Raw genomic sequence first — 21817 nt, 5'->3', positions numbered from 1 at the left:
CGGGTACGGGGGCGGGGCAAACCATGGGTGTCGGTCGTGCGACACACGTTCGGATCGGCGTGGGCGCGCTCGCGCTGACGACGGCGAGCGCGGCCTTCGCCGAGCTGCCGGAGGCTGCCGCCGCGCATCCCGCGCGGGAGATCCACAGCGTGGCCGCCCTGGCGATCTTCGGCGGCCTCGTCGCCTTCGCGGTGATCCTGTCGCTCCTGCACCTCTACGAGCGCGGCCGGTGGACCCGCCGCGAGCGCGAGCTCGCCGCGACCCTCGACGTCCTGCGCGGCGCCCATGACCGGGCCGAGATGCTCCTCAACGCCGAGCGGCAGATCATCGTCACCTGGGATCATCGCAGCGAGCCGGTGGTCGAGGGCGACATCAGCCTCGCGATCCACGGCGAGCGGCCGACCTCCGGCTATGCCCGCCGCGTCTTGGCCTTCGGCACGTGGCTCGTCGCCGCGGACGCGGCCGCCGTCGAGACCGCCGTGGAGACCCTGCGGGCGCGCGGCACCAGCTTCGCGCTGAGCCTGCGGACCCAGACCGGCCGCAACATCGAGGCCCACGGGCAGGCCGTGGCGGGGCGGGCGCTCCTGCGCCTGCGCGAGACCAGCCAGGAGCGCTGCGAGATCGCCGACCTGCGCGCGACCCTGGACGAGACCCGCCGGGGACTCTCGGCCCTGTCGGGGCTCCTCGACGCGATCCCCCAGCCGGTCTGGCGGCGCAACCGCGACGGTGGCCTGAGCTGGATCAACGCCGCCTACGTGGCGGCGGTCGAGGCGGAGAGCCGCGAGGCCGCCCTCGATGCCGGCCTGGAGCTGTTCGACCGGCCGGCCCGCGAGACGATCGCCCGCGAGGAGGCGGCCCGGTTCGCCGGCCTGACCCGGAGCGTCCCGCGCCTCTCCGCCATCGTGGCCGGGAACCGGCGGATGCTCGACGTGTTCGAGACCGGGCTGGAGACCGGCCGCGTCGGCATCGCCATCGACGTGTCGGAACTCGAGAGCGTCCGCGCCGACCTGCAGCGGCAGATGAACGCCAACGTGCGGACCCTGGACCAGCTGCCGACCGCGGTCGCGATGTTCGACGTGTCGCAGCGGCTGATCTTCCACAACGCCGCCTACCGGCAGCTCTGGGACCTCGATCAGGCCTTCCTCGACGGCCGGCCCTCCGACGGCGAGATCCTCGACCACCTGCGGGCGGAGCGGAAGCTCGAGGAGCACGCGGATTTCCGCGGCTGGAAGCAGGGCGTGCTGTCCGCCTACCGGGCCGCGGAGGCGAACCAGACCTGGTGGTACCTGCCCGACGGCCGGACCCTGCGCGTGGTCGCGGACCCGAACCCGCAGGGCGGCCTGACCTACCTGTTCGACGACGTCTCCGACCGCCTGAACGCCGAGTCCCGCTACAACGCCCTGCGCCGCCTGCAGGCCGAGACCCTGGACACGCTGGCCGAGCCGGTGGCCGTGTTCGGCGCGGACGGGCGCCTGTCCCTCGCCAACCGCGCCTTCTTCACCGTGTGGCGGCTCGACCCGGAGATGATCGAGGAGCGCCCGCACGTGGACGCGGTGATCGCCGCCTGCCGGGCGCTCGCCCCCGTCGAGGAGCCGTGGCTCGACATCCGCGACGCGGTGGTCGGCCTCGAATCGCGCACGGCCCGGACGTGCCGTCTCGAGGTGGTCGACGGCACCGTGCTCGACTGCGCCGCGCAGCCGCTCCCGGAGGGCGCGACGCTCCTGACCCTGATCGACGTCACGGCGAGTGTGAACGTCGAGCGGGCGCTCACCGAGAAGAATGATGCCCTGGAGAAGGCCGCGCAGCTGCGCGACACCTTCGTGCACCACGTCTCCTACGAGCTGCGCTCCCCGCTCACCAACATCATCGGCTTCACCCAGCTTCTCGGCGACGAGACCGTCGGCGCGCTCAACGAGCGCCAGCGCGAGTATTCCGACCACATCATGCGCTCCTCGGCGGCGCTGCTCGTCATCATCAATGACATCCTCGACCTTGCCTCGATCGACGCCGGCTCGCTGGAGCTGCAGCGGGAGGAGGTTGACGTCCAGGCCACCATCGAGGCCGCCGTCCGCGGCATCGAGGACCGGCTCGCCGAATCGCACATCACCCTCGCCCTCGACGTGCCGGAGGATATCGGCAGCGTCCACGCCGACGGGAAGCGGGTGCGCCAGATCCTGTTCAACCTGCTCTCGAACGCCGTCGGCTTCTCGGATGCCGGCCAGCGCGTGGAGGTCCATGCCCGCCGGACCGCGCAGGAGCTTCTCCTCAGCGTGCGCGACCACGGCCGGGGCATGCCCCCCGAGATCGCCGATTCGGTGTTCAACCGCTTCGAGAGCCACACCCTCGGAACCCGCCACCGGGGCGTCGGCCTCGGCCTGTCGATCGTGCGCTCCTTCGTCGAGCTGCACGGGGGACGGGTGCAGCTGGAGACCGCGCCGGGCAGCGGCACCCGCGTCACCTGCACGTTTCCCACCGACCTCGCGGGCGAGGGCCGGCGCGCGCCGCCGCTCGAACCCGAGCCGCCCGTCCTGTCGCCGCCTCCTCCTCCGCCGCCGCCGCCGCCGCGCAAGCCGACCCTGACACTGCAGTCGAGCAGGCCGGAGCCGCCGACATCCGACCGGCGAACGTCACCGTAGCGCTTGATTCCGCGGCCGGTCCCGCGCAGCAGGAGGCATGTCCGCGCATGATCGTTCCGGCTGGGCCGTCTTCGGCATCGGCGACTTCCGCCTGTTCGGCTCGGCCCGGTTCCTCACGGGCCTCGCCTACCAGATGCAGGCGGTGGCGATCGGCTGGTACGTCTACGACCTGACCCATTCCGCCCTGGCACTGGGCCTCGTGGGCCTCGCGGGCTTCCTGCCGGCGGTGCTGTGCGCGCTGATCACCGGCCACGTCGCCGACGCCTACGACCGGCGCCTCGTCGGCGCCGCCGCCTTCGCGCTCCAGAGCGCGGCGAGCCTCGGCCTCCTCGCCTGCGCCCTCGCGGGCGTGCACTCCGTCTGGCCGATCTACGCCCTGGTCATCGTCGTCGGCACGGCCCGGGCCTTCGCCAACCCGGCCCTGCAGGCGCTGCTCCCGACCCTGGTGCCCGGGCCGCTCTTCGGCTCGGCGATCGCGTGGAACGCGTCCCTCTGGCAGAGCGCGTCGGTGATGGGGCCGGCGCTCGGCGGCTTCCTCTACGCCCTCGGACCCGCCGTCGTGTTCGGCGGGGCAGGGGGCAGCTTCGCCCTGGCCAGCGCCCTGACCCTGCTGATCCGCTACCGGCCGGCGGCGGTGAGCGAGCGGCCGCCGATCACCTGGGCGGCGCTCTCGGCCGGGATCGACTACATCCGCTCCCAGCCGGTGGTGCTCGGGGCGATCAGCCTCGACCTGTTCACGGTGCTGCTCGGCGGCGCCACGGCGCTGCTGCCGATCTACGCCGCGGAGGTCTTGCACGTCGGCCCGCTCGGCCTCGGCGCGCTCCGGAGCATGCCGGCCTTCGGAGCTGTCGCCATGGCGGTGCTGCTGGCGAACTACCCCCTGCGGCGCCACGCGGGCGTTCGCATGCTCCGCGCCGCCGCGGTGTTCGGTGCCGCCACGGTCGCGTTCGGGCTGTCGACGTCGCTGCCGCTATCGATGGCCTGCCTGTTCGTCACGGGCGCCGCCGACATGATCTCGGTCTACGTGCGCCAGACCTTCGTGCAGGGCGAGACGCCGGACGCGATGCGCGGCCGCGTCTCGGCGGTGAACACGGTGTTCATCGGCGCCTCGAACGAGCTCGGCGAGTTCGAATCGGGGCTGCTCGCCGCCGCGATCGGCGCGGTCCCGGCGGTGGTGGTCGGCGGCGCCGCGACGGTCGGGGTCGCACTGCTCTGGGGCAGGCTCTTCCCGGCGCTGAGGGCCCGCGACCGGCTGATGGTGCAGGGATAGCGCGCCATCGCGCGGCTCGGGACGCGACGCGTCCCGGATGACGGCCGTGGCGATCGTGGCCCCGCGAGCCGGCGCCGCACGAAACGCGGGTGCCCTCTCCCGTGTGGGGGAGAGGGGTAAGGCGCAGCTCTCTCGACCGGAGCTGCCGTCCTGCCGAACCGTTGCACCAGAATCGGGAACGGCCCCGGAGCCCGCCCCGTGAGCCGGGCTCCGCGACGCGCTCAGCGGCCCGACAGCAGCGGAGACCAGGTCGGGTCGGACGCGTAGGCGGGCGTCGGGACCGGCTGCTCCACCTTGCCGGTGATGTCGACCATGAACAGCTTGCCGCCGCCCTGGCCGCCCGGATCGCGGAAGAACAGCACGTACTGGCCGTTCGGCGCGAAGGTCGGGCCCTCGTTGTGGAAGCCCTCGGTGAGCACGCGCTCGCCGGAGCCATCGGGCTTCGAGACGCAGATGGCGAAGCCGCCGTTGCGCTGGCGGGTGTAGGCGATCAGGTCGCCTCGGGGCGAGAAGGCCGGCTGCGAGGCCGAGCCAGGGCCGAAGGTGATCCGGTGCGGGTTCGAGCCGTCCGCCCCCATCACGTAGACCTGCTGGGAGCCGCCGCGGTCGGACTCGAAGGCGATCTGTGATCCGTCCGGCGAGTAGGTCGGCGAGGTGTCGATCGCCATGCCGTTGGTGATCGAGCGCTGGGCCTTCGAGGCGAGGTCCATCGTGACGATGTCGGCGTTGCCGCCCTGCTGGACGCTCATCACGATCTTCCGGCCGTCCGGCGAGAAGCGCGGGCTCGCGCTCATCGAATCGACGTTGCCGAGCGCTTGGCGGGATCCGGTCTCCAGGTTGATCATCTGCACCCGCGGCTGGTGGCCGGTGGCCTGGGCCATGAAGGCGATGTCCTGCGTGGCCGGCGAGTAGCGCGGCGCCACGATCGACATCTCGCCGGTGGTGATCGCCCGGACATTGGCGCCGTCCTGGTCCATGACCATCAGGCGCTTGCGGCGGTTCTCCTTGGGGCCGGTCTCGTCCACGAAGGCGATGCGGCTATCGAACCAGGGTCCGAGGCCGGTGATCTTGGTGTAGACCCCGTCGGCGATCAGGTGGCCGGTGCGCCGGACGTTGGCGGCGTCGGTGCCGTATTGCTGGCCGGTCATCTGCTGGCCGTTGGTCACGTCCCAGAGCCGGAACTCGACCTTGACCCGGCCGCCCTCGCGGACGACTCGGCCGGTGACGAGGCCCTGCACGCCGGTGGCGCGCCACTTCTCGAAGTTCGGCGCGGCGTCGAAGTTCGGCTGCTCGGGGAAGCGGGCGTGGTCGAGCGGCGTGAAGTAGCCGGAGCGACGCAGGTCGTTGGTGACCACGCCGGAGACGAGGCCCGCGAGGCTCGGGTCGCCGCCGAAATCCGCGATGGCGATGGGCATCGGCTGGAAGTTGCCGCCGCCGATGCGCAGCTGCAGCTGCGCCTGGGCCGGCCCCGCCAGGAAGCCCGTCAGCATCACGAGGAGCGCGAGCAGGCGCGCGGCATAGGACGTCGGGAGGCGCCCGACGGAGGGGAGGTGCAGCATGGTGGGTCGGATCCGAGTGACGATCAGACGGGAACGCGGGGACGGCGGGACACTGGCTGGAAGACCTCAGGTCGCCGTGAACTCGAACTCCGCGTTGATGGCCTTCCAGTCGTTGTAGTACGGCGCGTAGGTGGCCGGAATGTTGTACGGCGCGCAGCGGCGGACCGCCCGGAGCGCGGCCTGCGCGATCGACTGGTCGACCGCGCTAGCCCCGCCGCGCATGATCCGCGGCTCCGTGCTGAGCGAGCCGTTCGGGTTCAGGCGGATGTCGAGCACCGGCAGGACCACGCCCTGGGCCGCGCCGGGCGGCGCCGAGTAGCACCGCTCGATCTGCTGCTGGAGCAGGCCGACCAGGGCGTCGCGCAGCGACGGCGAGAGGCGCTGCGCGTTGCCGGTCGCGGCGCCGAGCGCCGCCACCTTCTGCACCGCGTGGCCTGTGGCGCCGGTCGACTGCGACGGCGCCTTCGAGGCGAGCATCGAGCGGATGTCGCCGGCGTTGAACTTGTCGGCGAGCTCGGCCTGCTTGCGCGCCTTGGCCTCGGCATCGGCCTTGGCCTTCGCGTCCGCCATGGCCTTCGCCTTCGCCTTGGCGGCGGCCTCGGCTTTGGCGGCCGCCTCGGCCTTCGCGGCCTCGGCTTTCGCCTTGGCGGCGGCCTCCGCCTTCTCGCGCTCGGCTTCGGCCTTGGCCTCGGCGATCTCCTTCTGACGCTCGGCTTCGGCCTCGGCCTTGGCCTTCGCGTCGGCGGCCTTCTTGGCCGCTTCCTTGGCCGCCTCCTTGGCGGCTTCGGCCTTCTTCGCGGCGGCCTTCTGGGCGGCCGCCGCGGCCTCGGCTTCCTGCTTCTCGATCAGCTTCTCGAGCTGCTCGCGCTTCTCGGCCTCGGCCTTCGCGACCGCCTCGGCCTTGGCCTTCGCCTCGGCCTTGGCGGCAGCCTTCTCCGCGGCGGCCTTCTCGGCCGCCTTCTCTGCTGCCTTCTCGGCCGCCTTCTCGGCGTCGCGCTTCTCCTGCGCGGCCTTCTCCGCCGCCTTGGCTGCCTGGGCGGCCTCCTGCGGGTCGGGCTCGCCGCGCAGCGGCATCTCGTCCGCGTTGGCGAGCTTCATCTCGGCCGTGCGCGTCGGCGCGGTGGGCGCGTCCTGCTTGGAATTCTCGGGCTCGCGGTCCTCGAACTTCTCGGCCTTGCGGTCGGCCCGCGACGTGGCGTTCGGCATCGGCTTGTCGGCCTGCCGCTCGCCCTTGGTGATCTCGGAGAACTGGTTCTCGGTGATCACCTCGACGGGCACGCCCTCCTGGGCCTCCGGCAGGGCCGGGGCCGCGACGCTGACCAGCGCCAGCGCGAGGAGCGCGACGTGGGTGCCGGCGGAGATCCAGACACCCGGTTCCTTGCGGTCGAAGCGGAACTCCACGGGACGGCCCTACTGATGCTCAGGCTCGGTGACGAGGGCGACCTTCTTGAAGCCGCCGCCGGTCACGATCGCCATCACCTGCGCCACGCGGCCGTAATCGACCCGCTTGTCGCCGCGCACGAAGACGCGCTCCTCGGTCCCGGTCTTGGCGGTCTCCATGAGCTTCGGCACGATCGAGTCGTCGGTGAGCTCGTCCTCGCCGAGGAAGACCTGGCCGGTCTGGCGGATCGACAGGGTGATCGGCTTCACGTCGGAATTGAGCGGCGAGGCCTTGGATTGCGGCAGGTCGAGGGGGACGCCAACGGTCATCATCGGCGCCGCGACCATGAAGATGATCAGGAGCACGAGCACGACGTCGATGAACGGCGTCATGTTGATCTCGTTGATGGGTCCGCCGCGGCGGCCCCGGCGCCGGCGGCGCTTGCCGCCCTGCGATGCGCCCGCTGCCATGCCCATGGATCGGTCTCCTCTGGATCAGCCGGTTCAGGCGGCGAGCGGCAGGCGCTCGTCGATCTGGCGGGAGAGGATGGCGGAGAACTCGTCGGCGAAGCTCTCCAGCCGCGACTGCGCCTTGGAGACCTCGGCCTGGAGCTTGTTGTAGGCGAGCACCGCCGGGATCGCGGCGAACAGGCCGATGGCGGTGGCGAACAGCGCCTCGGCGATGCCGGGGGCGACGACCGCGAGCGAGGTGTTCTTCGAGGCCGCGATCGAGGTGAACGCGGTCATGATGCCCCAGACGGTGCCGAACAGGCCGATATACGGGCCGGCCGAGCCGATCGAGGCGAGGAACAGCAGGCGCGACTCCAGCCGCTCGACCTCGCGGTGGATGGTGACGTCGAGCTGCTTCTCGATGCGCTGCGACAGCGACTGGATCTGCCGGCCGGAGCCCTCGAACGAGCGCTTCCACTCGCGCATGGCGGCGACGAAGACGGCGGCGAGGCCCGTGGCCGGCCGGTCGTTGAACGAGCGGAACAGCTCCTCCAGGGAGCGGCCGGACCAGAAGGCGTCCTCGAACGCGTCCATCTCGGCCTTGGTCCGGCGGAACAGCAGCGTCTTGTCGACGATGATCGACCAGCACCAGATCGAGGCGCTGAGCAGCCCGATCATCACGATCTTCACGACGAAGTGGGCCTGCAGGAACAGGCCGAGCAGCGTCATGTCGGCGACAGGCGCGGCCTGCATCGCGTCGGCTGGGTTCATCCGTCGAGGTCTCCTGCTCCGGATCGCGATGCGCCGGGCGAGGCCCGCGTCCGCCGGATCCGTGAGCGATATCAACGCTGTCGCCCGCGAATCTGTCGAAAGTAAGGGCCGTCGACGGCCCCCGCGCCCCGCCGTGGCATCGCCTCCGTTAAGGGCGCGGCAGGGTTAAGGATCGGTTTCGATCCGGGCGATCCTGAGGCATGTGCCGCCGTCCGACGGGCCGTCCGGGCTGGACCTGCCGAAAGCGCCTCCCGTATGGTCGCGGCCCACGGCGCCGAGTCGACAGCCCTGAGATACGCAGGACGCGCATGACCCTCCCCGTTCCCAGCCTGCCCGATCTGCTGCCCACCGGCCCGGCCCGGTTCCTGGGCTGGTCCATGATCGCCGACCCGATGCTGGCCGGCTTCCTGGCGCGCGCCGGATTCGACGCCGTCCTGCTGGATCAGCAGCACGGCACCTACGACTACAAGACGTCGTGTGCGGCCATCACCGAGGTCGCCCTGGCCGGCAAATCGACCCTGGTGCGCGTGCCGGTGGGCGACTTCGCCATGGTCTCGCGGATGCTCGACGCGGGCGCCGCCGGCGTCGTGGCGCCGATGATCAACACCGTCGCGGATGCCGAGGCCCTGGCGGCGGCCGCGAAATTCCCGCCGGTCGGCCAGCGGAGCTGGGGACCGGACCGGGCCATGTGGCTCTCGGGGCTCCGGAACGGCGCGGACTACCTCGCGGGCGCCAACGATCGGGCGCTCACGATCGCCATGTGCGAGACCGAGGCGGGGATCGCCGACCTGGAGGCGATCCTCGCCGTGCCGGGCATCGACGGCGTCCTTGTCGGCCCCGCCGACCTGTCGATCGCCCTGTCCAAGGGGGCGGCCATCGACCCGCTGGGATCGGCGGTCACGGCGGCCCTCGGGGAGATCGCGCGCAAGACCCGGGCGGCGGGCAAGATTCCCTGCGCCTTCGCGCCGTCGCCGGCGCGCGCCCGGGAGATGGTCGGGATGGGCTACCAGCTGGTCTCGGTCGAGTACGACGCGCTGACCATCGTCAACGCCTTCGCGCGGGTGCTCTGCGAGGCCGACCCGGCGCGGGCCGGCTGAGGTCTAGGCGGTCTCGCCGGGCGCGAGCCGCCGCCGCAGCGCGTCCGGGAGGCGGACGGCGCGGCCGTCCCGCACGCAGGCGACCGTGACCTCCGCGGAGACCAGCACTTCGTCGCCCCGTCGGACGTCCTGGGCGAGCTGCATCGACGCGCCGCGCAGGGCGCGCGTGCGGGTCACGACGGTGAGCAGGTCGTCCATCCGGGCCGGCCGGAGGAAATCGAGGCTCATGCGCCGCACCACGAAGACGAGGCCGCGTGCATCGCGGTGCAGGTCCGACTGGTCGCCGGCGAGTTCCCGCAGCAATTCGGTGCGGCCGCGCTCGAGGAAGCGCAGGTAGCTGGCGTGGTAGACGAAGCCGGAGAAATCTGTGTCCTCGTAGTAGACGCGCACGCCCATCCGGTGGGGCGGGGCACCGTCCTCCGCGGGTCCGTCACTGGCGGGCTCGATCGCGCTCATGCGCCCCTTTAGCGACGGGCGGTGCGACGGCGCAACACGACGAGGGCCGCCCTGGGGCGGCCCTCGTGCAGATCACGCCATGCGCGGCGCTCAGCCGCCGATGCGGGCCGCGAGGCTCGCCGAGTGGGCGTGCTCGTCGGCGATGTAGGGCAGGGCCTCGGTGGCGAACTTGCGGCCCTGGGCGTTGTCGCCCTGCTTGGCGTAGGCGTCGTAGAGCGCCAGGGTGCGGGCGTCCGAGCGGGCCTGCTGGTCGATGTAGGTCCGGTCGAAGGCCCGGCCGTTCGGGGCCGCCTGGAGCTGCGCCAGACGCGCCTGGCCGCGCTCGCCGAGGGCCACGCGGCGGCCCGGCTCGGCCGGGCTGTTGTCGACGATGCCGACCGCGCCGAGGGCGCCGCCGACGATGCCGGTGCCGATGTTGGCGGCCACCGTCACCGGCGCGAGCACCAGGCCGACCGGGTTGCTCAGGTCGGTGCGGATGCCCTGGTTGTCGGAGACCACCGAGCCGTTGCGGGTGAGGGAGGTGTTCGGCGGCAGCAGCGCGTCGGTGGTCGCCTTGCGCTCGACGAGGACGCGGTTGGCGTAGTTGCGGACCCGGGGGTTGCGCGACCGCTGGAGGGCGATCCGGCTCGCCTCGATGCTGGCGGCGTCCGAACGCAGCGCCTCGGCCCGGAAAGCGGGCGTCTCGGTCGCGGCGACGCCGACGCCGTCCTGATTGGCGAAGGGCAGCACGCGGATCGGCAGGGCGTCCTGCGCGAAGGCGGGCGCCGAGATGGCGGCGACGGACAGGCCGAGCACGGCGAGCGTGAGTTTCTTCATGGCGGAAGTTTATCCCTGACGTTGTTCTTGAGATCGCGAAGATCTGCCGCGATCGGAGGGCAGGACCCTGATCGGGACAGCCTTGCCGGCGCCGAGCGGACCCGGCGCGGTCGCCTCCCCAACTGTCGCGTTTCGGCGCTGTTCCACGCGATCCGGCAGTTTTTACACTTACGTGATCGACAAGATCCCCGCCTAAGCTTGGCAATATTGTTCCGAGACGATCGACAAAACGGCTGTTACCGCAGCGACTTGCCGAGATCGCGACGCGGAACTCACCCGGCTGCCGCGCGCAGCACTGTGCGTCCCGCGCATGTGCCCGGTGAAATGCTGGTCCGAATTCAATGCATGGAGACGCGTTGATCGGTCCTCAGGGCTCTCCGTCACCGAAGAAGCCGAACTGCCCGGGCGTCTCGCGCTTCGGTTCCGGCATCTGCATGTGCCGGTAGGCGTGTCGGGTGAGGACGCGTCCGCGGGGTGTGCGCTGCACGAAGCCGCGCTGGATCAGGTAGGGCTCGATGATGTCCTCGATCGCGTCCCGCGGCTCCGACAGCGCCGCCCCGATCGTCTCGATCCCCACGGGCCCGCCCCCGAACGAGCGCGCGATCAGGCTCAGGTACTTGCGGTCCATCACGTCGAGACCCGCCCCGTCCACGTCCAAGAGCTGCAGCGCCCGGTCGGCGATCGCCCGCGTCACCGTCTCGGCCTCCGCCACCACCGCGAAGTCCCGCACCCGCCGCAAGAGCCGCCCCGCGATCCGCGGCGTGCCCCGCGCCCGACGGGCGATCTCGTTGGCGCCCTCCGCCGACATGCCCAGACCCAGCACCCGCGCGCCGCGCGCCACGATCTGCTCCAGCTCGTCGATCTCGTAGAACTCCAGGCGGATCGGGATGCCGAACCGGTCGCGCAGCGGCGTCGTCAGCAGCCCCGCCCGCGTCGTGGCGCCAACGAGCGTGAACTTCGGCAGCTCGATCTTGACCGAGCGCGCCGCCGGGCCCTCGCCGATGATCAGGTCGAGCTGGTAATCCTCCATGGCCGGGTAGAGGATCTCCTCGACCGCCGGGTTGAGCCGGTGGATCTCGTCGATGAACAGGACGTCGCGCTCCTCCAGGTTGGTGAGCTGGGCGGCCAGATCCCCGGCCTTGGCGATCACCGGCCCGGAGGTCGAGCGGAAGTTCACGCCGAGCTCGCGCGCCACGATCTGCGCCAGCGTGGTCTTGCCCAGGCCCGGCGGCCCGACGAACAGCACGTGGTCGAGCGCCTGCCCGGTCTTCCTCGCCGCCTCGATGAACACCTGCATGTTCGCCCGCGCCGCGCGCTGACCGATGAACTCGGACAGGCTCAGGGGGCGGATCGTCTGATCGACGTCCTCGGTGCGCTTCTCCGGTGTCAGGAGCGCGTTGGTCGGAGGCTTCGACTTGCTCATGAACCCTGCTTCGTGGACCGTGCCGCGGCCCGCGATGGGCGGTATCGCAGGACGGCTGGGCACCGGCGCGTCCGGTTTTGTTCTTCCTTACCCGTGAAAGCCGGGAAGTCTAAGCGCCGCGGCCGGGCAAGGTGGCCAAGTGTCGTGGCCAGGTGTCGTGGCCGGGCGTCAGCCCGTGTGGCGCCACCGGCGATGTGAGCGAGCGCACGGGCCGTCGCGATCGACACAACCGGGATGCAACCGAACCGCCGGCCCGCGCATTCCTGGACCAAACCTCCAAGCATGGCCGCAGGGCGCTTCTCCCCGATGAAACTCCGTACGATCGCTGCCGCCGCAGCCGGCACCGTCATGCTCGCCGTTCCGCTCGCGGCCCAGGCCGCTAACGGCCCGGCCGAGACCAAAGTCGCCGAGGCCAACCCGCAGGTTCATCCCGTATCGGCGGAGCGGGAGGACGACGTCACCTGCAGCCGGGCCCGCCGCCGTCTGTGGATCGAGGGCGAGGGCTGGGTGGTCCGGCGGATCACCACCTGCCGCTGACCGGTGCGCACCCGGGGGCCGATCTGCTGGGCATGACGGGACCGTTACGCACTCTGCGCGACTGGAGACGCGGAACGGCCGGTGATCCGGTCTGTTGGCCCCGCACCCGGCGCGCACCGCGCCCGCCGACACCCCTCGGAGCCGGACCCATGGCCAACCGGACGATCGTGACCCTGCTCGCTCTGGCGGCGGCGGCGCCCGCGTCGGCGCAGACCTTCCGGAGCGCCGATCCCTACGCTCCGGTCGCCTACGCGCCCGGTTACGCCGCCGATCCGGGCTTTGCCGGCGAGTTCGTGCGGGGCACCTATATCGGCGCCCCGCTGACCCGCGTGCCGCGCCCGACCCAGATCGTGCCTACGCCCTGGAGCTACGGCACCTACGGCGTCCCGACGGTGACCGGCATCCAGGCCGCTCCGGCGGCCGAGCCGACCCTGACGGTGATCAACGCTGCCCCCTACGGCCGCCGCGGCGCGCGCGCCGTCGGGGCCGACCCGGTCGCCGGGGCCCGGGTCATCGCGGTTCAGGTTCCCCGGCGCTGAGCGTCGCGAACCACGCCGCGTAGGGCGTGTTGCGGACGAGGTGCCGGTTGAGGTCGGGCGCGCCGTCCGTCCACCAGACCGGCCCGCGCTCGCCGAGTCCGACCTTCGCCGCATCGACCTCGGCCCTGGCGGCGGCGAGCGCCTCCGCGGCGCCCGGCTCGCCCGCGCGCTCGGCCCGCTTGGCCTCCTTCACGCCCCGGCGCGCCGCCATCAGGCGCTGCACCAGCGCGGCCCGACAAGTTTCCGACAGGTCGGGATTCGCGCGGCGCCACAGACGCGCCCGGACAACGATATAGCGCCGATCCGGAGTGGTAATGGCCACGCTCATACCGGGGTTCAGCTCCGTTGGGGGGCGGTTAAGCCTTCCAGCTTACACCGCGGATATCGGGTGCGGGTCAGGCCATGCAGATCGTCATCGTCGACTCGAGCCGCGTCGTGCTGCAGATCATCGCGTCCCTGATCGAGCCGCGCGGCCACGCGGTGCACCCGTTCACGGATTCGGAGCGGGCGCTGGAGTTCCTGGCGGCGACGCCCGCGGTCCGGGTCCTCATCACCAGCCTGGAGGTGCGGCCGCTCTGCGGGCTCGAACTCTGCTGGTCGGCCCGGCTCCTCGCCGAATCCCGCGGGCCGCTGCACGTCATCACCATGTCGTCGGCCCGCAACGTCCGCAGCCTGGCCGAGGCCCTCGACAGCGGCGCCGACGACTTCATCGAGAAGCCGCCGAGCGCCGAGGAGCTGAACGCGCGCCTGCGCGCGGCCGAGCGCCTGACCACCATGCAGGAGGAGCTGATCCGCCTCGCCGAGACGGACCCGCTGACCGGCTCCTACAACCGGCGCGCCTTCTTCAAGCGCGCGCGGGCCGCCGCGGCACGGGACCCGAGGCCGGGCGCCGTCTCGGCGATCCTCCTCGACATCGATCACTTCAAGCGCATCAACGACGAGCACGGGCACGATGTCGGCGACGTGGCGATCAAGGCCGTGGCCGAGCTGATCGCCGGTGCGGGGATCGCGGGACGCCTCGGCGGCGAGGAATTCGCGGTCATCCTGCCCGGCCGCGGGCTCGCGGAGGCCGTGGCGCAGGCCGAGCGCCTGCGCGCCGACGTCCAGGCCCTGCGGATCAGCGGGACGCGGGGTCCGATCGCGCTGAGCTGCAGCTTCGGCGTCAGCACGTGGCGCGACGGCGACAGCGTCGAGGCCCTGGTCAAGCGGGCCGATGTCGCGCTCTACGCGGCGAAGGGCGGCGGCCGGAACCGGGTGGTGCCGGATCACAGCGAGGGTATCCGCGCCGTCGCGGGCTGAGCCGGACCGCCCGTCCCGGATCGGCACAGTCCGTCGAGCGGTGTCCCACCGTCGTCCCAGATCGGCGCATTGATTCGCCGAGTATCCGTTTCTGGGGAGCGATTCGGCCAATATAAAGCTTAATATTCGCGAGTTGTTGCTGGAACGGATCTTGGAACTTCGCCTTCGATCCCGGCCGCCTGTATCAAGCCGGGAGAGAGAGGTGCGAGGTCATGAGTACGGCCGTTGGCGTCCTGATCCTGGATGAGCCGGAGGACCTGAGCGCGACGGTTCGCGCCACCCTCGAGCACATGCCCGAATTCCACACCATCGGCGAGGCCGATCTCGATCGCGCCGACGCCGGCAGCAGCGTCGCCCTGGTCTTCCTCGACGAGATCCGGCTGGCCGACGGGATCGCCCGCATCGTCGCCTTGAAGGAGCGCCAGCCGGCGCTGCGCACGCTGGTCGCCTTCGGCGCGCTGACGGCGGACGACCTGCGCGCCCTGCTGGCCGCCGGCGCCGACGCTTTCGTGGCGCGCTCCAAGTCGCCGCGGGACCTCGGCGCGGCGCTGCTGGCGCTGGCGGAGGGCTCGGACGTGCTGGTCCCGCCGGAGCAGCCGGTGGCGATGCCGCCGGAGGCCGGCGAGAGCCTCGGGCTGACGCCCCGCGAGGCCGAGGTGCTGCGCTTTCTGAGTTCCGGGTTCAGCAACAAGGAGGTCGCGCGGCGGCTGGCGCTCAGCGTGCGCACGGTGGAGACCCACCGGCTCAACCTGCGGCGCAAGACCCAGACCGGCCGGCTCAAGGACCTCGTCTCGCTGGCCCGCCAGCTCGGCCTGGCCCCCGTGGTCGATTCCAGCGATCAGGTTCGGCGCGGCACCGACAACCGGTCCTCGGGCAACGACAACCAGTCCCGGCACTGAGAGGGGGATCGGGCGATCTCGGCGAGACCGCCCCCCTAAGCGGCCGCGGCCGCCTTCCGGGCTCCGGACGCGCGCTTGGCCGCCGTCCCGCTCTTGGACCGCTCTGGCGTCTTCGCCCCGCGTTTCCGCGCGCCCGCCGGCTTGACCCGACCTCCGGCCTTGACGGCGTCCTCGGCGGCAGAGAGGCGCGCCTGCAGGAGTCCCAGCACCGCCGCCTCCTCGGGCCGCAGGCTCGACAGGTCCTCGCTCAGCTCCGATTCGACCGCGTCCTTCACCTGCAGGAGCAGGCCGCCCTCCAGGTAGCAGTCGAGGATCTGCGGGTGGATGTAGCACTTGCGGCAGATCGTCGGCGTGTTGCCGAGGCGGCCCGCGACGTTCTCGATGGCCGCGCGGATGTTGCGCTTGGCTCCGGCCTCGCTGTCGAAGCTCTCGAACTCCCGCAGCGCCAGCGCCGCCAGCACCGTGCCGGCCCAGGTCCGAAAATCCTTGGCGGTGAAATCCTCGCCGGTGATCTCGCGCAGGTACGCGTTCACGTCCGAGGAGGTGACGTCGCGCTGGGTGCCGTCCGGGTCGAGATACTGGAACAGCTCCTGGCCCGGCAGGTCCTGGCACGCCTTGACGATCCGGGCGACCCGCCGGTCCTTCAGCGACACGTCCCAGGTCTTGCCGCTCTTGCCCTTGAAGCGGAACGACAGGGCCGAACCCTCGATCCGGACGTGGGGGTCGCGCAGGGTCGTCAGGCCGTAGCTCTTGTTGGTCCGCGCGTAATCGTCGTTGCCGACGCGGATCAGCGTGGTCTCCAGCAGGTGGACCACGGTGGCCAGCACCTTGTCGCGGGGCAGGCCCGGCCGCCTCATGTCGGCGTCGACGCGCCGGCGGATGCCCGGCAACGCGTCCGCGAAGGCCATGATCCGCGAGAACTTGTTGGCCTCCCGCGCCTGCCGGAAGTCCGGGTGGTAGCGGTACTGCTTGCGCCCCTTGGCGTCGCGGCCCGTCGCCTGGATGTGGCCGTTGCGGCGGGGGCAGATCCAGACATCCGTGTAGGCCGGCGGGATCGCGAGGCCGCGGATGCGGGCCAGCACGGCCCTGTCGCGCACCGGCGCGCCCTTCGCGTCGCAGTAGCGGAAGCCGGTGCCGCTGCGGCGGCGGGTCAGCCCGGGCCGGCCGTCATCGACGTAGACGAGCCCGGCCTCCTCGGCCGCGGCGCGGAGGTCTCCGCCGCTCTCCGCCGTCTCGACGCACGCCATGAACAGCCCCTCCCATCGACGCCGCCGGGCTGCCTCGCCCGGCGAGAAGGCCTTGGACAACCGGCGGCACGGGATCGCCGTTCCGGGCCTGCACATCCGTCGCAGGACGGGCCCCGCCGCCGTGCTAGAGGGGACGGATGCAGTCCGATGCCGAACCCGGGAACCTGCCCGTTCCGATGCGCCGCCTGGTCTTCGTGGTGACCGAGGACTGGTTCTTCGCCTCGCATTTCCTTCCGATGGCCCGCGCCGCCGTCGGCATGGGTCTCTCGGTCGCGGTGGTGACGCGGGTCCGCCTCCACCGGGCCGCCATCGAGGCGACCGGCGCGCAGGTCGTCAACCTGGAGGCCGAGCGGGCGAGCCTCAACCCGATGGCCGCGGGCTACGCGGCCGGGCAGCTCGCCGCGATCCTGAAGGCGCTGAAGACCGACATCGTCCACTGCATCGCCCTGCGCGGCATCCTGGTCGGCGGCACGGCCGCCGCCATGGCGGGCATCCCGTCCCGCGTCTTCGCCCTGACCGGCCTCGGCCTCGTCGGCGCCCGGAGCGACCGCCTCGGCCGGGCGGCGCGCCTCGCCCTGCGGGCGCTGATCCGGGGGCCGCTGGCCTCGTCGCGGACGCGCTTCCTCTTCGAGAACCCCGACGACGCCCTGGCCCTGGGCCTGGACCCGCTCGACCGGTCGGTGACCGTGGTGGGCGGCGCCGGCGTCGATCCCGCAATCCTCGTCCCGCAGCCGCTGCCGCCGATGCCGCCGCTGCGGGTGGCCGTCGTCGCCCGGATGCTGTGGTCGAAGGGGATCGACGTCGCCGTCGAGGCCGTCCGCCTCGCTCGGAGCCAGGGCGCGCCGGTGGAGCTGGCGCTGTACGGCGCGCCGGACCCGTCGAACCGGCGGGCGATCGGCGCCGACACCCTGCGCGCCTGGAGCCGCGACGGCATCGTCTGGCACGGGCCGACGACCGACGTCGCGGGGGTCTGGGCCGGCCACCACGTCGCCTGCCTGCCCTCGCGCGGGGGGGAGGGCCTGCCGCGGACGCTGCTGGAGGCCGCCGCCTGCGGCCGGACGCTGGTCGCGTCCGACGTCCCGGGCTGCCGCAGCCTCGTGCGCGACGGCGTCGAGGGCCTGCTCGTTCCCCCGGACGACGCGCCGGCTCTGGCCGCCGCCCTGGCGCGCCTGAGCGGCGATGCCGGTCTCGTCGCCGGCCTGGGCGCGGCCGCGCGAGCGCGGATCGAGACCGGGGGCTTCACCGAGACCGCGGTGACCGACCAGGTCCGCGCCGTGTGGCGCGACCTGCTGGAGGCCTGACCGTGCGCGCACCGGACGATCCCGCCGGCTTCATCCGCGCCAACACCCGCCTGCTGCCCGTCCCCCACGCGCCCGAGATCCGCCTGCACGTCGCCGACGAGGCGACCGATCTCTGGCAGCGGACCGAGGAGGAGTTGCAGGCGATCGGGCTGCCGCCGCCGTTCTGGGCGTTCGCCTGGGCGGGCGGCCAGGCGCTCGCCCGCTACGTCCTCGACAACCCGGACGTCGCGGACGGCGCGCGCGCGGTGGATTTCGCCTCGGGGTCCGGCCTCGTCGCGATCGCGGCGGCCCGCGCCGGGGCGCGCCACGTCGTCGCCAGCGACCTCGACCCCTTCGCCGTCGCGGCGATCGGGCTCAACGCCGCGGCCAACGGCGTCGGCGACCGCGTCGCCGCGATCGCCGACGATCTCCTCGCCACGGATCCCCGGGCCGACCTCGTACTGGCGGCCGACGTGTTCTACGAGCGCGACCTCGCCGAGGCCGTGACCGCCTGGCTCGTTCGCCTGCAGGCGCGCGGCGTCACCGTGCTGATCGGCGATCCGGGCCGCACCTACCTTCCGCGGGACCGCCTCGACTGCCTCGCGACCTACGAGGTTCCGGTCTCGCGCGCGCTGGAGGATTCCGAGATCAAGCGCAGCCACGTCTGGCGGCTCCGCGGATGACGGATCCGCCGAGATGGTCCCGCCGAACCGCCGCCCGCGCGGCCGCGCCGAGGCTTTATCCGGCGCGGGAATGCGTTACCGTCGAATCGACCCGCGTCGCGTGCCGCGCATGCGCCAGGGTGTTCGGAGTCCCGGATCAGGGCGTGCTGCGGCGGAAGGTTTCGTGGTGAGTGTCGAGTCGAGTGTGAAGCCCAGCCGTGCCCGCGTCGTCGCCTTCTCGGGCAGCGCCAAGCGACCCTCGCGCACCCGCATCCTGGTCGAGGCCCTCGGCGCCGAACTCGGTCGCCTGCGCGGGATCGACCTCGCCGTGTACGACCTGATGGATGCCGGCCCGGGCCTCGGCGCGACGCAGCGCGACGATCTCTCGGCGCCCGCCGCGCGCCTCGTCGAGGCGATCGAGGCGGCGGACGCGCTGATCGTCGGGACGCCTGTCTACCAGGGCGGCTATGCCGGGCTGTTCAAACACGTCTTCGACTTCGTCGACCCGGCCCGGATGATCGGCATGCCGGTGGCGCTGACCGCGACGGGCGGGGGCCTGCGCCACGCCCTGGTGGTCGAGCACGGGCTCCGACCCCTGTTCGGCTTCTTCGCGGCCCACGTCGCGCCGACCTCGGTCTATGCCGGGTCGGACGACTTGGTGGACGGCCGCATCGTCGACGAGACCGTGGCGATCCGGCTGCGCGCCGCGGCCGCGGAACTCGCAGCCCTGCTCGACGTGTCGCGGACGGCCTCGTCCGGCGCATCCGGCTGACGGAAGACTCCCCCGGCCTGAGGCGGGCCCTAGATCGGAGGGGGACCACGCTCTTCCGCGAGGGATCATGTCAGGCTCTCCGCTCACGGCCGGCAAGGCGCCGACCGCGCTGCCCGCCACCTACGTCACGGCATCCGGACTGCCACGCTACCATCCGGTCTCGCAGGCGCTGCACTGGCTGAACGCCGCCCTCGTCCTGGCGGTGCTGCCGCTCGCCTGGGTCGCGATCAGCCTGCCGCCGACACCCGCCAAGGGCAGCATGTTCGTGCTGCACAAGTCGGTCGGCCTGACGATCCTCGCGATCGTGGTTGTGCGGATCCTCTGGCGGATGATCCGGCCGGCGCCGCCGGACCCGCATGCGCCCCGGCTCCTGACGCTGATCGGGCGCGTCAACCACTTCCTGCTCTACGCGATCTTCCTAATCATGCCGATCAGCGGCTACCTGCTGAGCGCGCTGTCCGGGCGCGACACGCCGTACTTCTGGCTGTTCACGATCCCGGGACTGCCGAAGGACGACGCGACGCAGAAGATCTTCGAGTCGATCCACGTGTTCGGCCAGTGGCTCGTCTACGCCCTGGTCCTGCTGCACATCGCCGGCACGGCGTGGCACTTGGTGATCCGCCGCGACGGTCTGCTGGAGCGGATGCTGCCGGTCCAGGACGGGCGCGGCTCGTCGCGCTGACGCGCCCGTCATCGAGCGCGCGGCCGCCGTCGCGCGGTGCGCTCAATCGACGCGGCGCAGGACGAAGGTGGTGCCGACCTCGGGATCGCGCCGCCACCGGCCGTCGCCGCTCGGCACGAGGTCGATGCTGTGGCCCCGCTTGGCGGTCAGCGTCATCCGGCCCTTCGCGTAGCGCCAGCGCACCGGATCGAACACCTCCAGGCCGCTGTCGTGGCAGCCGGGGACGATGTGCACGCCGCCGCCGACCCCGTCGAGGTTGATCCGGCAGGTATCGCGCTGCTGGAAGCGGTCGAGGGCGTAGAGCCCCGGCGCCGGCCCCGCCGAGGCGGTCGAGGCGGTCGGCGGCGGCTGCAGCTCGGCCGGCACCGGGGCCGCGGTCTGGAGCGGGGAGGGTGCCGGGCTCGCCGGATCCGTCGGCGCGGTCTCGGGCGCCGCCGCCGCGTCGGCCGGCCGCATCGCGACGATGTCGAGGGGAACGAGACTGTAGCGCTCGCCGCCCTCGGCCTGGGCGACGAGGCTGCGCTGGTCCGGCCGCTTGGCGAAATCGAGGACCGGGCGGACGTTGCGGTCGACGAGGCGGACGGCCCCGTCGACGAAGAGCCAGCCGGCGACCCCGTTCAGGACCGGCAGGGCCCGTCGGCATCCGGCCGGGAAGCGCAGCCGCTGCCCCGCCTCGCCGCTGTCGAGCACCAGCGTCATGACGCAGCGGCGGTTGGTGCCGTCCCGCGACAGGTCCCAGGTTCCAGGCACCTGCCCGAGCTTCTCGGGGAGGCTCGGCGGCGCGGTCGGAGCCGGGGGCGCCGCGAGCGTCTCCGCGGCCGGAGGAGGGGACGGCGGTGCGGCCTCCTCGGTGGCGGCGGGCACGTCCTGGGCGGCGGCCGGCCGGACGATCGCGGCGGTCGCGATCAGCGCCGATGCGGCCAGCAGGGCGGCCTTAGCCTGTCTCACGCGGTCGGTCTCCAGGGTGTCTCGGCGACGGGCGTCAGCGGACCCCGTCCCTCGAACCACGAGACGACGTTGTCGACGACGAGCTGGGCCATCGCCGCGCGGGTGTGCTCGGAGGCCGACCCGACATGCGGCAGCAGCACCGTGTTGTCGAGGGCGGCGAGGTCCGCGGGCACGTGCGGCTCGTTCTCGAAGACGTCGAGGCCGGCGCCGAGGATCGTGCCCGCCTTCAGCGCCGCGGTCAGCGCCGCCTCGTCGACGAGGGTGCCCCGGGCGACGTTGATCAGGATGCCCTCGGGACCGAGCGCCTCCAGCACGGCCGCGTCCACGAGGTTGCGCGTGTCGGCACCGCCGGGCGCCACCATGATCAGGATGTGGACCGCACGGGCGAGGCCGATCAGCGTATCGTGATATGTGTAGGGTATGTCGGCCTGCCGGCTGCGGCCGTGATAGTCGATCGCGACGCCGAAGCTCTCCAGGCGGTGGGCGATCGCCCGCCCGATCCGGCCGAGACCGAGGATGCCGACCCGCCGCCCGCGCAGCGATGCCGTGAGCGGGAAGGGCGCCTTGGGCCAGTGGCCGTCTCGCAGGTAGCGGTCGGCCTGGGGGATCCGCCGCAGGGTGGCGAGGGTGAGGCCGAGGGCGAGGTCGGCGACCTCGTCGGTGAGGACGTCCGGCGTGTTGGTGACGACGATGCCGCGCCGCTGCGCCCCAGCGGCGTCGACGGCGTCGTAGCCCACGCCGAAATTCGCGATCAGCTCGAGGTTCGGCAGCCGGTCCATCAGCGCCCCGTCCACCCCGCCGCCGACGCAGAGCGCCCGGATCCGCGGGCCGATCTCGGCGAGCAGGGCCTCCGGGTTCGCGGCCTCCGCCAGCCGGTGGACCCCGTACCGCCCCGCGAAGGCCTTCTCCACCAACGGGTGCATCTTCCGGAGCAACAGGATCTCGACCGGGGCCTCAGCCATCGTTCACTCCCTCGTTCGGCCGCGCGTCGGTGTCGGCCGCCTCCCCCGTCCCGCCATAGAGCCTGTGCGGGGTGGGGCGCCAGCGCGCAGGAGCGGCCGGCGGTGACAACCGCGCCGATCAGCCGGGCGGCC

General features: G+C 72.4%; 22 protein-coding genes. 11 read left to right on the top strand and 11 right to left on the bottom strand.

Annotated elements, in window-relative coordinates; all coding sequences use genetic code 11:
• The first annotated feature begins 23 nt into the window (after nucleotides 1-23).
• Both LXM90_RS19910 and LXM90_RS19905 read left to right on the top strand, forming a co-directional pair.
• Nucleotides 24-2636: a sensor histidine kinase gene (locus tag LXM90_RS19910; protein WP_234081016.1), complete on the top strand. Its 2613-nt coding sequence runs from the start codon at nucleotides 24-26 to the stop codon at nucleotides 2634-2636.
• A 37-nt stretch (nucleotides 2637-2673) separates the two neighbouring features.
• On the top strand, nucleotides 2674-3906 hold the full coding sequence (locus tag LXM90_RS19905) for an MFS transporter (RefSeq protein WP_020093366.1): 1233 nt from the start codon (nucleotides 2674-2676) through the stop codon (nucleotides 3904-3906).
• Between the two features lie 221 nt (nucleotides 3907-4127).
• On the opposite strand, the gene tolB is transcribed toward LXM90_RS19905, so the two are convergent.
• The 4 genes from tolB to tolQ form a co-directional block, all read right to left on the bottom strand.
• Complete coding sequence (gene tolB, locus LXM90_RS19900) at nucleotides 4128-5465, bottom strand: Tol-Pal system beta propeller repeat protein TolB (protein ID WP_020093365.1); 1338 nt, start codon at nucleotides 5463-5465, stop codon at nucleotides 4128-4130.
• Nucleotides 5466-5531: 66 nt separating this feature from the next.
• On the bottom strand, nucleotides 5532-6866 hold the full coding sequence (tolA, locus tag LXM90_RS19895; protein ID WP_020093364.1) for a cell envelope integrity protein TolA: 1335 nt from the start codon (nucleotides 6864-6866) through the stop codon (nucleotides 5532-5534).
• Between the two features lie 9 nt (nucleotides 6867-6875).
• A complete protein-coding gene (locus LXM90_RS19890; protein ID WP_020093363.1) occupies nucleotides 6876-7322 on the bottom strand; it encodes an ExbD/TolR family protein in 447 nt (148 codons plus the stop codon).
• A 27-nt stretch (nucleotides 7323-7349) separates the two neighbouring features.
• Nucleotides 7350-8066 (bottom strand): protein TolQ, encoded by a 717-nt coding sequence (gene tolQ, locus LXM90_RS19885; RefSeq protein ID WP_012317751.1) that lies wholly within the window; start codon nucleotides 8064-8066, stop codon nucleotides 7350-7352.
• Nucleotides 8067-8374: 308 nt separating this feature from the next.
• Here tolQ and LXM90_RS19880 point away from each other — a divergent pair, with 308 nt between their 5' ends.
• Nucleotides 8375-9163 (top strand): HpcH/HpaI aldolase family protein, encoded by a 789-nt coding sequence (locus LXM90_RS19880; RefSeq protein WP_020093362.1) that lies wholly within the window; start codon nucleotides 8375-8377, stop codon nucleotides 9161-9163.
• Nucleotides 9164-9166: 3 nt separating this feature from the next.
• Here LXM90_RS19880 and ybgC read toward each other — a convergent pair whose 3' ends face one another.
• The 3 genes from ybgC to ruvB all read right to left on the bottom strand — a co-directional run bounded on the left by ybgC (nucleotide 9167) and on the right by ruvB (nucleotide 11858).
• Complete coding sequence (gene ybgC, locus LXM90_RS19875) at nucleotides 9167-9619, bottom strand: tol-pal system-associated acyl-CoA thioesterase (protein WP_051123752.1); 453 nt, start codon at nucleotides 9617-9619, stop codon at nucleotides 9167-9169.
• A 90-nt stretch (nucleotides 9620-9709) separates the two neighbouring features.
• The gene (locus LXM90_RS19870) at nucleotides 9710-10435 is read right to left on the bottom strand and encodes a DUF4142 domain-containing protein (RefSeq protein WP_205833385.1); all 726 of its coding nucleotides are present in this window, start codon (nucleotides 10433-10435) and stop codon (nucleotides 9710-9712) included.
• 367 nt (nucleotides 10436-10802) lie between these two features.
• Nucleotides 10803-11858: a Holliday junction branch migration DNA helicase RuvB gene (ruvB, locus tag LXM90_RS19865; RefSeq protein ID WP_042669274.1), complete on the bottom strand. Its 1056-nt coding sequence runs from the start codon at nucleotides 11856-11858 to the stop codon at nucleotides 10803-10805.
• A 306-nt stretch (nucleotides 11859-12164) separates the two neighbouring features.
• On the opposite strand from ruvB, the gene LXM90_RS19860 reads away from it, so the two are divergent.
• On the top strand, nucleotides 12165-12395 hold the full coding sequence (locus tag LXM90_RS19860) for a hypothetical protein (protein ID WP_026605348.1): 231 nt from the start codon (nucleotides 12165-12167) through the stop codon (nucleotides 12393-12395).
• Between the two features lie 149 nt (nucleotides 12396-12544).
• The gene (locus tag LXM90_RS19855) at nucleotides 12545-12934 is read left to right on the top strand and encodes a hypothetical protein (protein WP_020095852.1); all 390 of its coding nucleotides are present in this window, start codon (nucleotides 12545-12547) and stop codon (nucleotides 12932-12934) included.
• On the opposite strand, the gene LXM90_RS19850 is transcribed toward LXM90_RS19855, so the two are convergent.
• Nucleotides 12906-13262 carry a hypothetical protein gene (locus tag LXM90_RS19850; RefSeq protein WP_026605347.1) on the bottom strand — a complete coding sequence of 119 codons (357 nt, stop codon included), beginning with the start codon at nucleotides 13260-13262 and terminating at the stop codon, nucleotides 12906-12908. The two genes, LXM90_RS19855 and LXM90_RS19850, sit on opposite strands and share 29 nt — an antisense overlap.
• A gap of 74 nt (nucleotides 13263-13336) precedes the next feature.
• Here LXM90_RS19850 and LXM90_RS19845 point away from each other — a divergent pair, with 74 nt between their 5' ends.
• Nucleotides 13337-14233, top strand: a complete 897-nt coding sequence (locus tag LXM90_RS19845; RefSeq protein WP_020095850.1) for a GGDEF domain-containing protein — start codon at nucleotides 13337-13339, stop codon at nucleotides 14231-14233.
• A gap of 212 nt (nucleotides 14234-14445) precedes the next feature.
• Nucleotides 14446-15132 (top strand): LuxR C-terminal-related transcriptional regulator, encoded by a 687-nt coding sequence (locus tag LXM90_RS19840; protein WP_020095849.1) that lies wholly within the window; start codon nucleotides 14446-14448, stop codon nucleotides 15130-15132.
• Nucleotides 15133-15167: 35 nt separating this feature from the next.
• Here LXM90_RS19840 and LXM90_RS19835 read toward each other — a convergent pair whose 3' ends face one another.
• Complete coding sequence (locus tag LXM90_RS19835) at nucleotides 15168-16379, bottom strand: DNA topoisomerase IB (protein ID WP_043713252.1); 1212 nt, start codon at nucleotides 16377-16379, stop codon at nucleotides 15168-15170.
• A gap of 137 nt (nucleotides 16380-16516) precedes the next feature.
• Here LXM90_RS19835 and LXM90_RS19830 point away from each other — a divergent pair, with 137 nt between their 5' ends.
• From LXM90_RS19830 to LXM90_RS19815, 4 genes are all read left to right on the top strand, one after another.
• Nucleotides 16517-17680, top strand: a complete 1164-nt coding sequence (locus LXM90_RS19830) for a glycosyltransferase (protein WP_020095847.1) — start codon at nucleotides 16517-16519, stop codon at nucleotides 17678-17680.
• 2 nt (nucleotides 17681-17682) lie between these two features.
• On the top strand, nucleotides 17683-18342 hold the full coding sequence (locus LXM90_RS19825; protein ID WP_020095846.1) for a class I SAM-dependent methyltransferase: 660 nt from the start codon (nucleotides 17683-17685) through the stop codon (nucleotides 18340-18342).
• A 184-nt stretch (nucleotides 18343-18526) separates the two neighbouring features.
• Entirely contained in the window at nucleotides 18527-19093 is a 567-nt protein-coding gene (locus tag LXM90_RS19820; RefSeq protein WP_020095845.1) for an NAD(P)H-dependent oxidoreductase, read from the top strand.
• A gap of 67 nt (nucleotides 19094-19160) precedes the next feature.
• Nucleotides 19161-19775 (top strand): cytochrome b, encoded by a 615-nt coding sequence (locus LXM90_RS19815; RefSeq protein WP_020095844.1) that lies wholly within the window; start codon nucleotides 19161-19163, stop codon nucleotides 19773-19775.
• A 42-nt stretch (nucleotides 19776-19817) separates the two neighbouring features.
• Here LXM90_RS19815 and LXM90_RS19810 read toward each other — a convergent pair whose 3' ends face one another.
• Together LXM90_RS19810 and LXM90_RS19805 are read right to left on the bottom strand one after the other, a co-directional pair.
• Nucleotides 19818-20723, bottom strand: coding sequence for an AprI/Inh family metalloprotease inhibitor (locus tag LXM90_RS19810; RefSeq protein WP_020095843.1), 906 nt, complete (start codon nucleotides 20721-20723; stop codon nucleotides 19818-19820).
• Nucleotides 20720-21685: a 2-hydroxyacid dehydrogenase gene (locus tag LXM90_RS19805; RefSeq protein ID WP_020095842.1), complete on the bottom strand. Its 966-nt coding sequence runs from the start codon at nucleotides 21683-21685 to the stop codon at nucleotides 20720-20722. Before LXM90_RS19805 ends, LXM90_RS19810 begins: the two co-directional genes overlap by 4 nt.
• Nucleotides 21686-21817 lie beyond the last annotated feature (132 nt).

Origin of the sequence: Methylobacterium oryzae, assembly GCF_021398735.1 — a bacterium.
In the GTDB taxonomy this organism is placed as follows: Bacteria; Pseudomonadota; Alphaproteobacteria; order Rhizobiales; family Beijerinckiaceae; genus Methylobacterium.
The sequence above is the reverse complement of the archived record's forward strand: the minus strand, read 5'-3'. Positions and strand labels throughout refer to the sequence as shown.

Bases quoted from the DNA above. Each gene is read 5' to 3' on its own strand.
- LXM90_RS19910 (WP_234081016.1), top strand. From the start codon at position 24: ATGGGTGTCGGTCGTGCGACACACGTTCGGATCGGCGTGGGCGCGCTC.
- LXM90_RS19905 (WP_020093366.1), top strand. From the start codon at position 2,674: ATGTCCGCGCATGATCGTTCCGGCTGGGCCGTCTTCGGCATCGGCGAC.
- tolB (WP_020093365.1), bottom strand. From the start codon at position 5,465: ATGCTGCACCTCCCCTCCGTCGGGCGCCTCCCGACGTCCTATGCCGCG.
- LXM90_RS19890 (WP_020093363.1), bottom strand. From the start codon at position 7,322: ATGGGCATGGCAGCGGGCGCATCGCAGGGCGGCAAGCGCCGCCGGCGC.
- tolQ (WP_012317751.1), bottom strand. From the start codon at position 8,066: ATGAACCCAGCCGACGCGATGCAGGCCGCGCCTGTCGCCGACATGACG.
- LXM90_RS19880 (WP_020093362.1), top strand. From the start codon at position 8,375: ATGACCCTCCCCGTTCCCAGCCTGCCCGATCTGCTGCCCACCGGCCCG.
- ybgC (WP_051123752.1), bottom strand. From the start codon at position 9,619: ATGAGCGCGATCGAGCCCGCCAGTGACGGACCCGCGGAGGACGGTGCC.
- LXM90_RS19870 (WP_205833385.1), bottom strand. From the start codon at position 10,435: ATGAAGAAACTCACGCTCGCCGTGCTCGGCCTGTCCGTCGCCGCCATC.
- ruvB (WP_042669274.1), bottom strand. From the start codon at position 11,858: ATGAGCAAGTCGAAGCCTCCGACCAACGCGCTCCTGACACCGGAGAAG.
- LXM90_RS19860 (WP_026605348.1), top strand. From the start codon at position 12,165: ATGAAACTCCGTACGATCGCTGCCGCCGCAGCCGGCACCGTCATGCTC.
- LXM90_RS19855 (WP_020095852.1), top strand. From the start codon at position 12,545: ATGGCCAACCGGACGATCGTGACCCTGCTCGCTCTGGCGGCGGCGGCG.
- LXM90_RS19850 (WP_026605347.1), bottom strand. From the start codon at position 13,262: ATGAGCGTGGCCATTACCACTCCGGATCGGCGCTATATCGTTGTCCGG.
- LXM90_RS19845 (WP_020095850.1), top strand. From the start codon at position 13,337: ATGCAGATCGTCATCGTCGACTCGAGCCGCGTCGTGCTGCAGATCATC.
- LXM90_RS19840 (WP_020095849.1), top strand. From the start codon at position 14,446: ATGAGTACGGCCGTTGGCGTCCTGATCCTGGATGAGCCGGAGGACCTG.
- LXM90_RS19835 (WP_043713252.1), bottom strand. From the start codon at position 16,379: ATGGCGTGCGTCGAGACGGCGGAGAGCGGCGGAGACCTCCGCGCCGCG.
- LXM90_RS19830 (WP_020095847.1), top strand. From the start codon at position 16,517: ATGCAGTCCGATGCCGAACCCGGGAACCTGCCCGTTCCGATGCGCCGC.
- LXM90_RS19815 (WP_020095844.1), top strand. From the start codon at position 19,161: ATGTCAGGCTCTCCGCTCACGGCCGGCAAGGCGCCGACCGCGCTGCCC.
- LXM90_RS19805 (WP_020095842.1), bottom strand. From the start codon at position 21,685: ATGGCTGAGGCCCCGGTCGAGATCCTGTTGCTCCGGAAGATGCACCCG.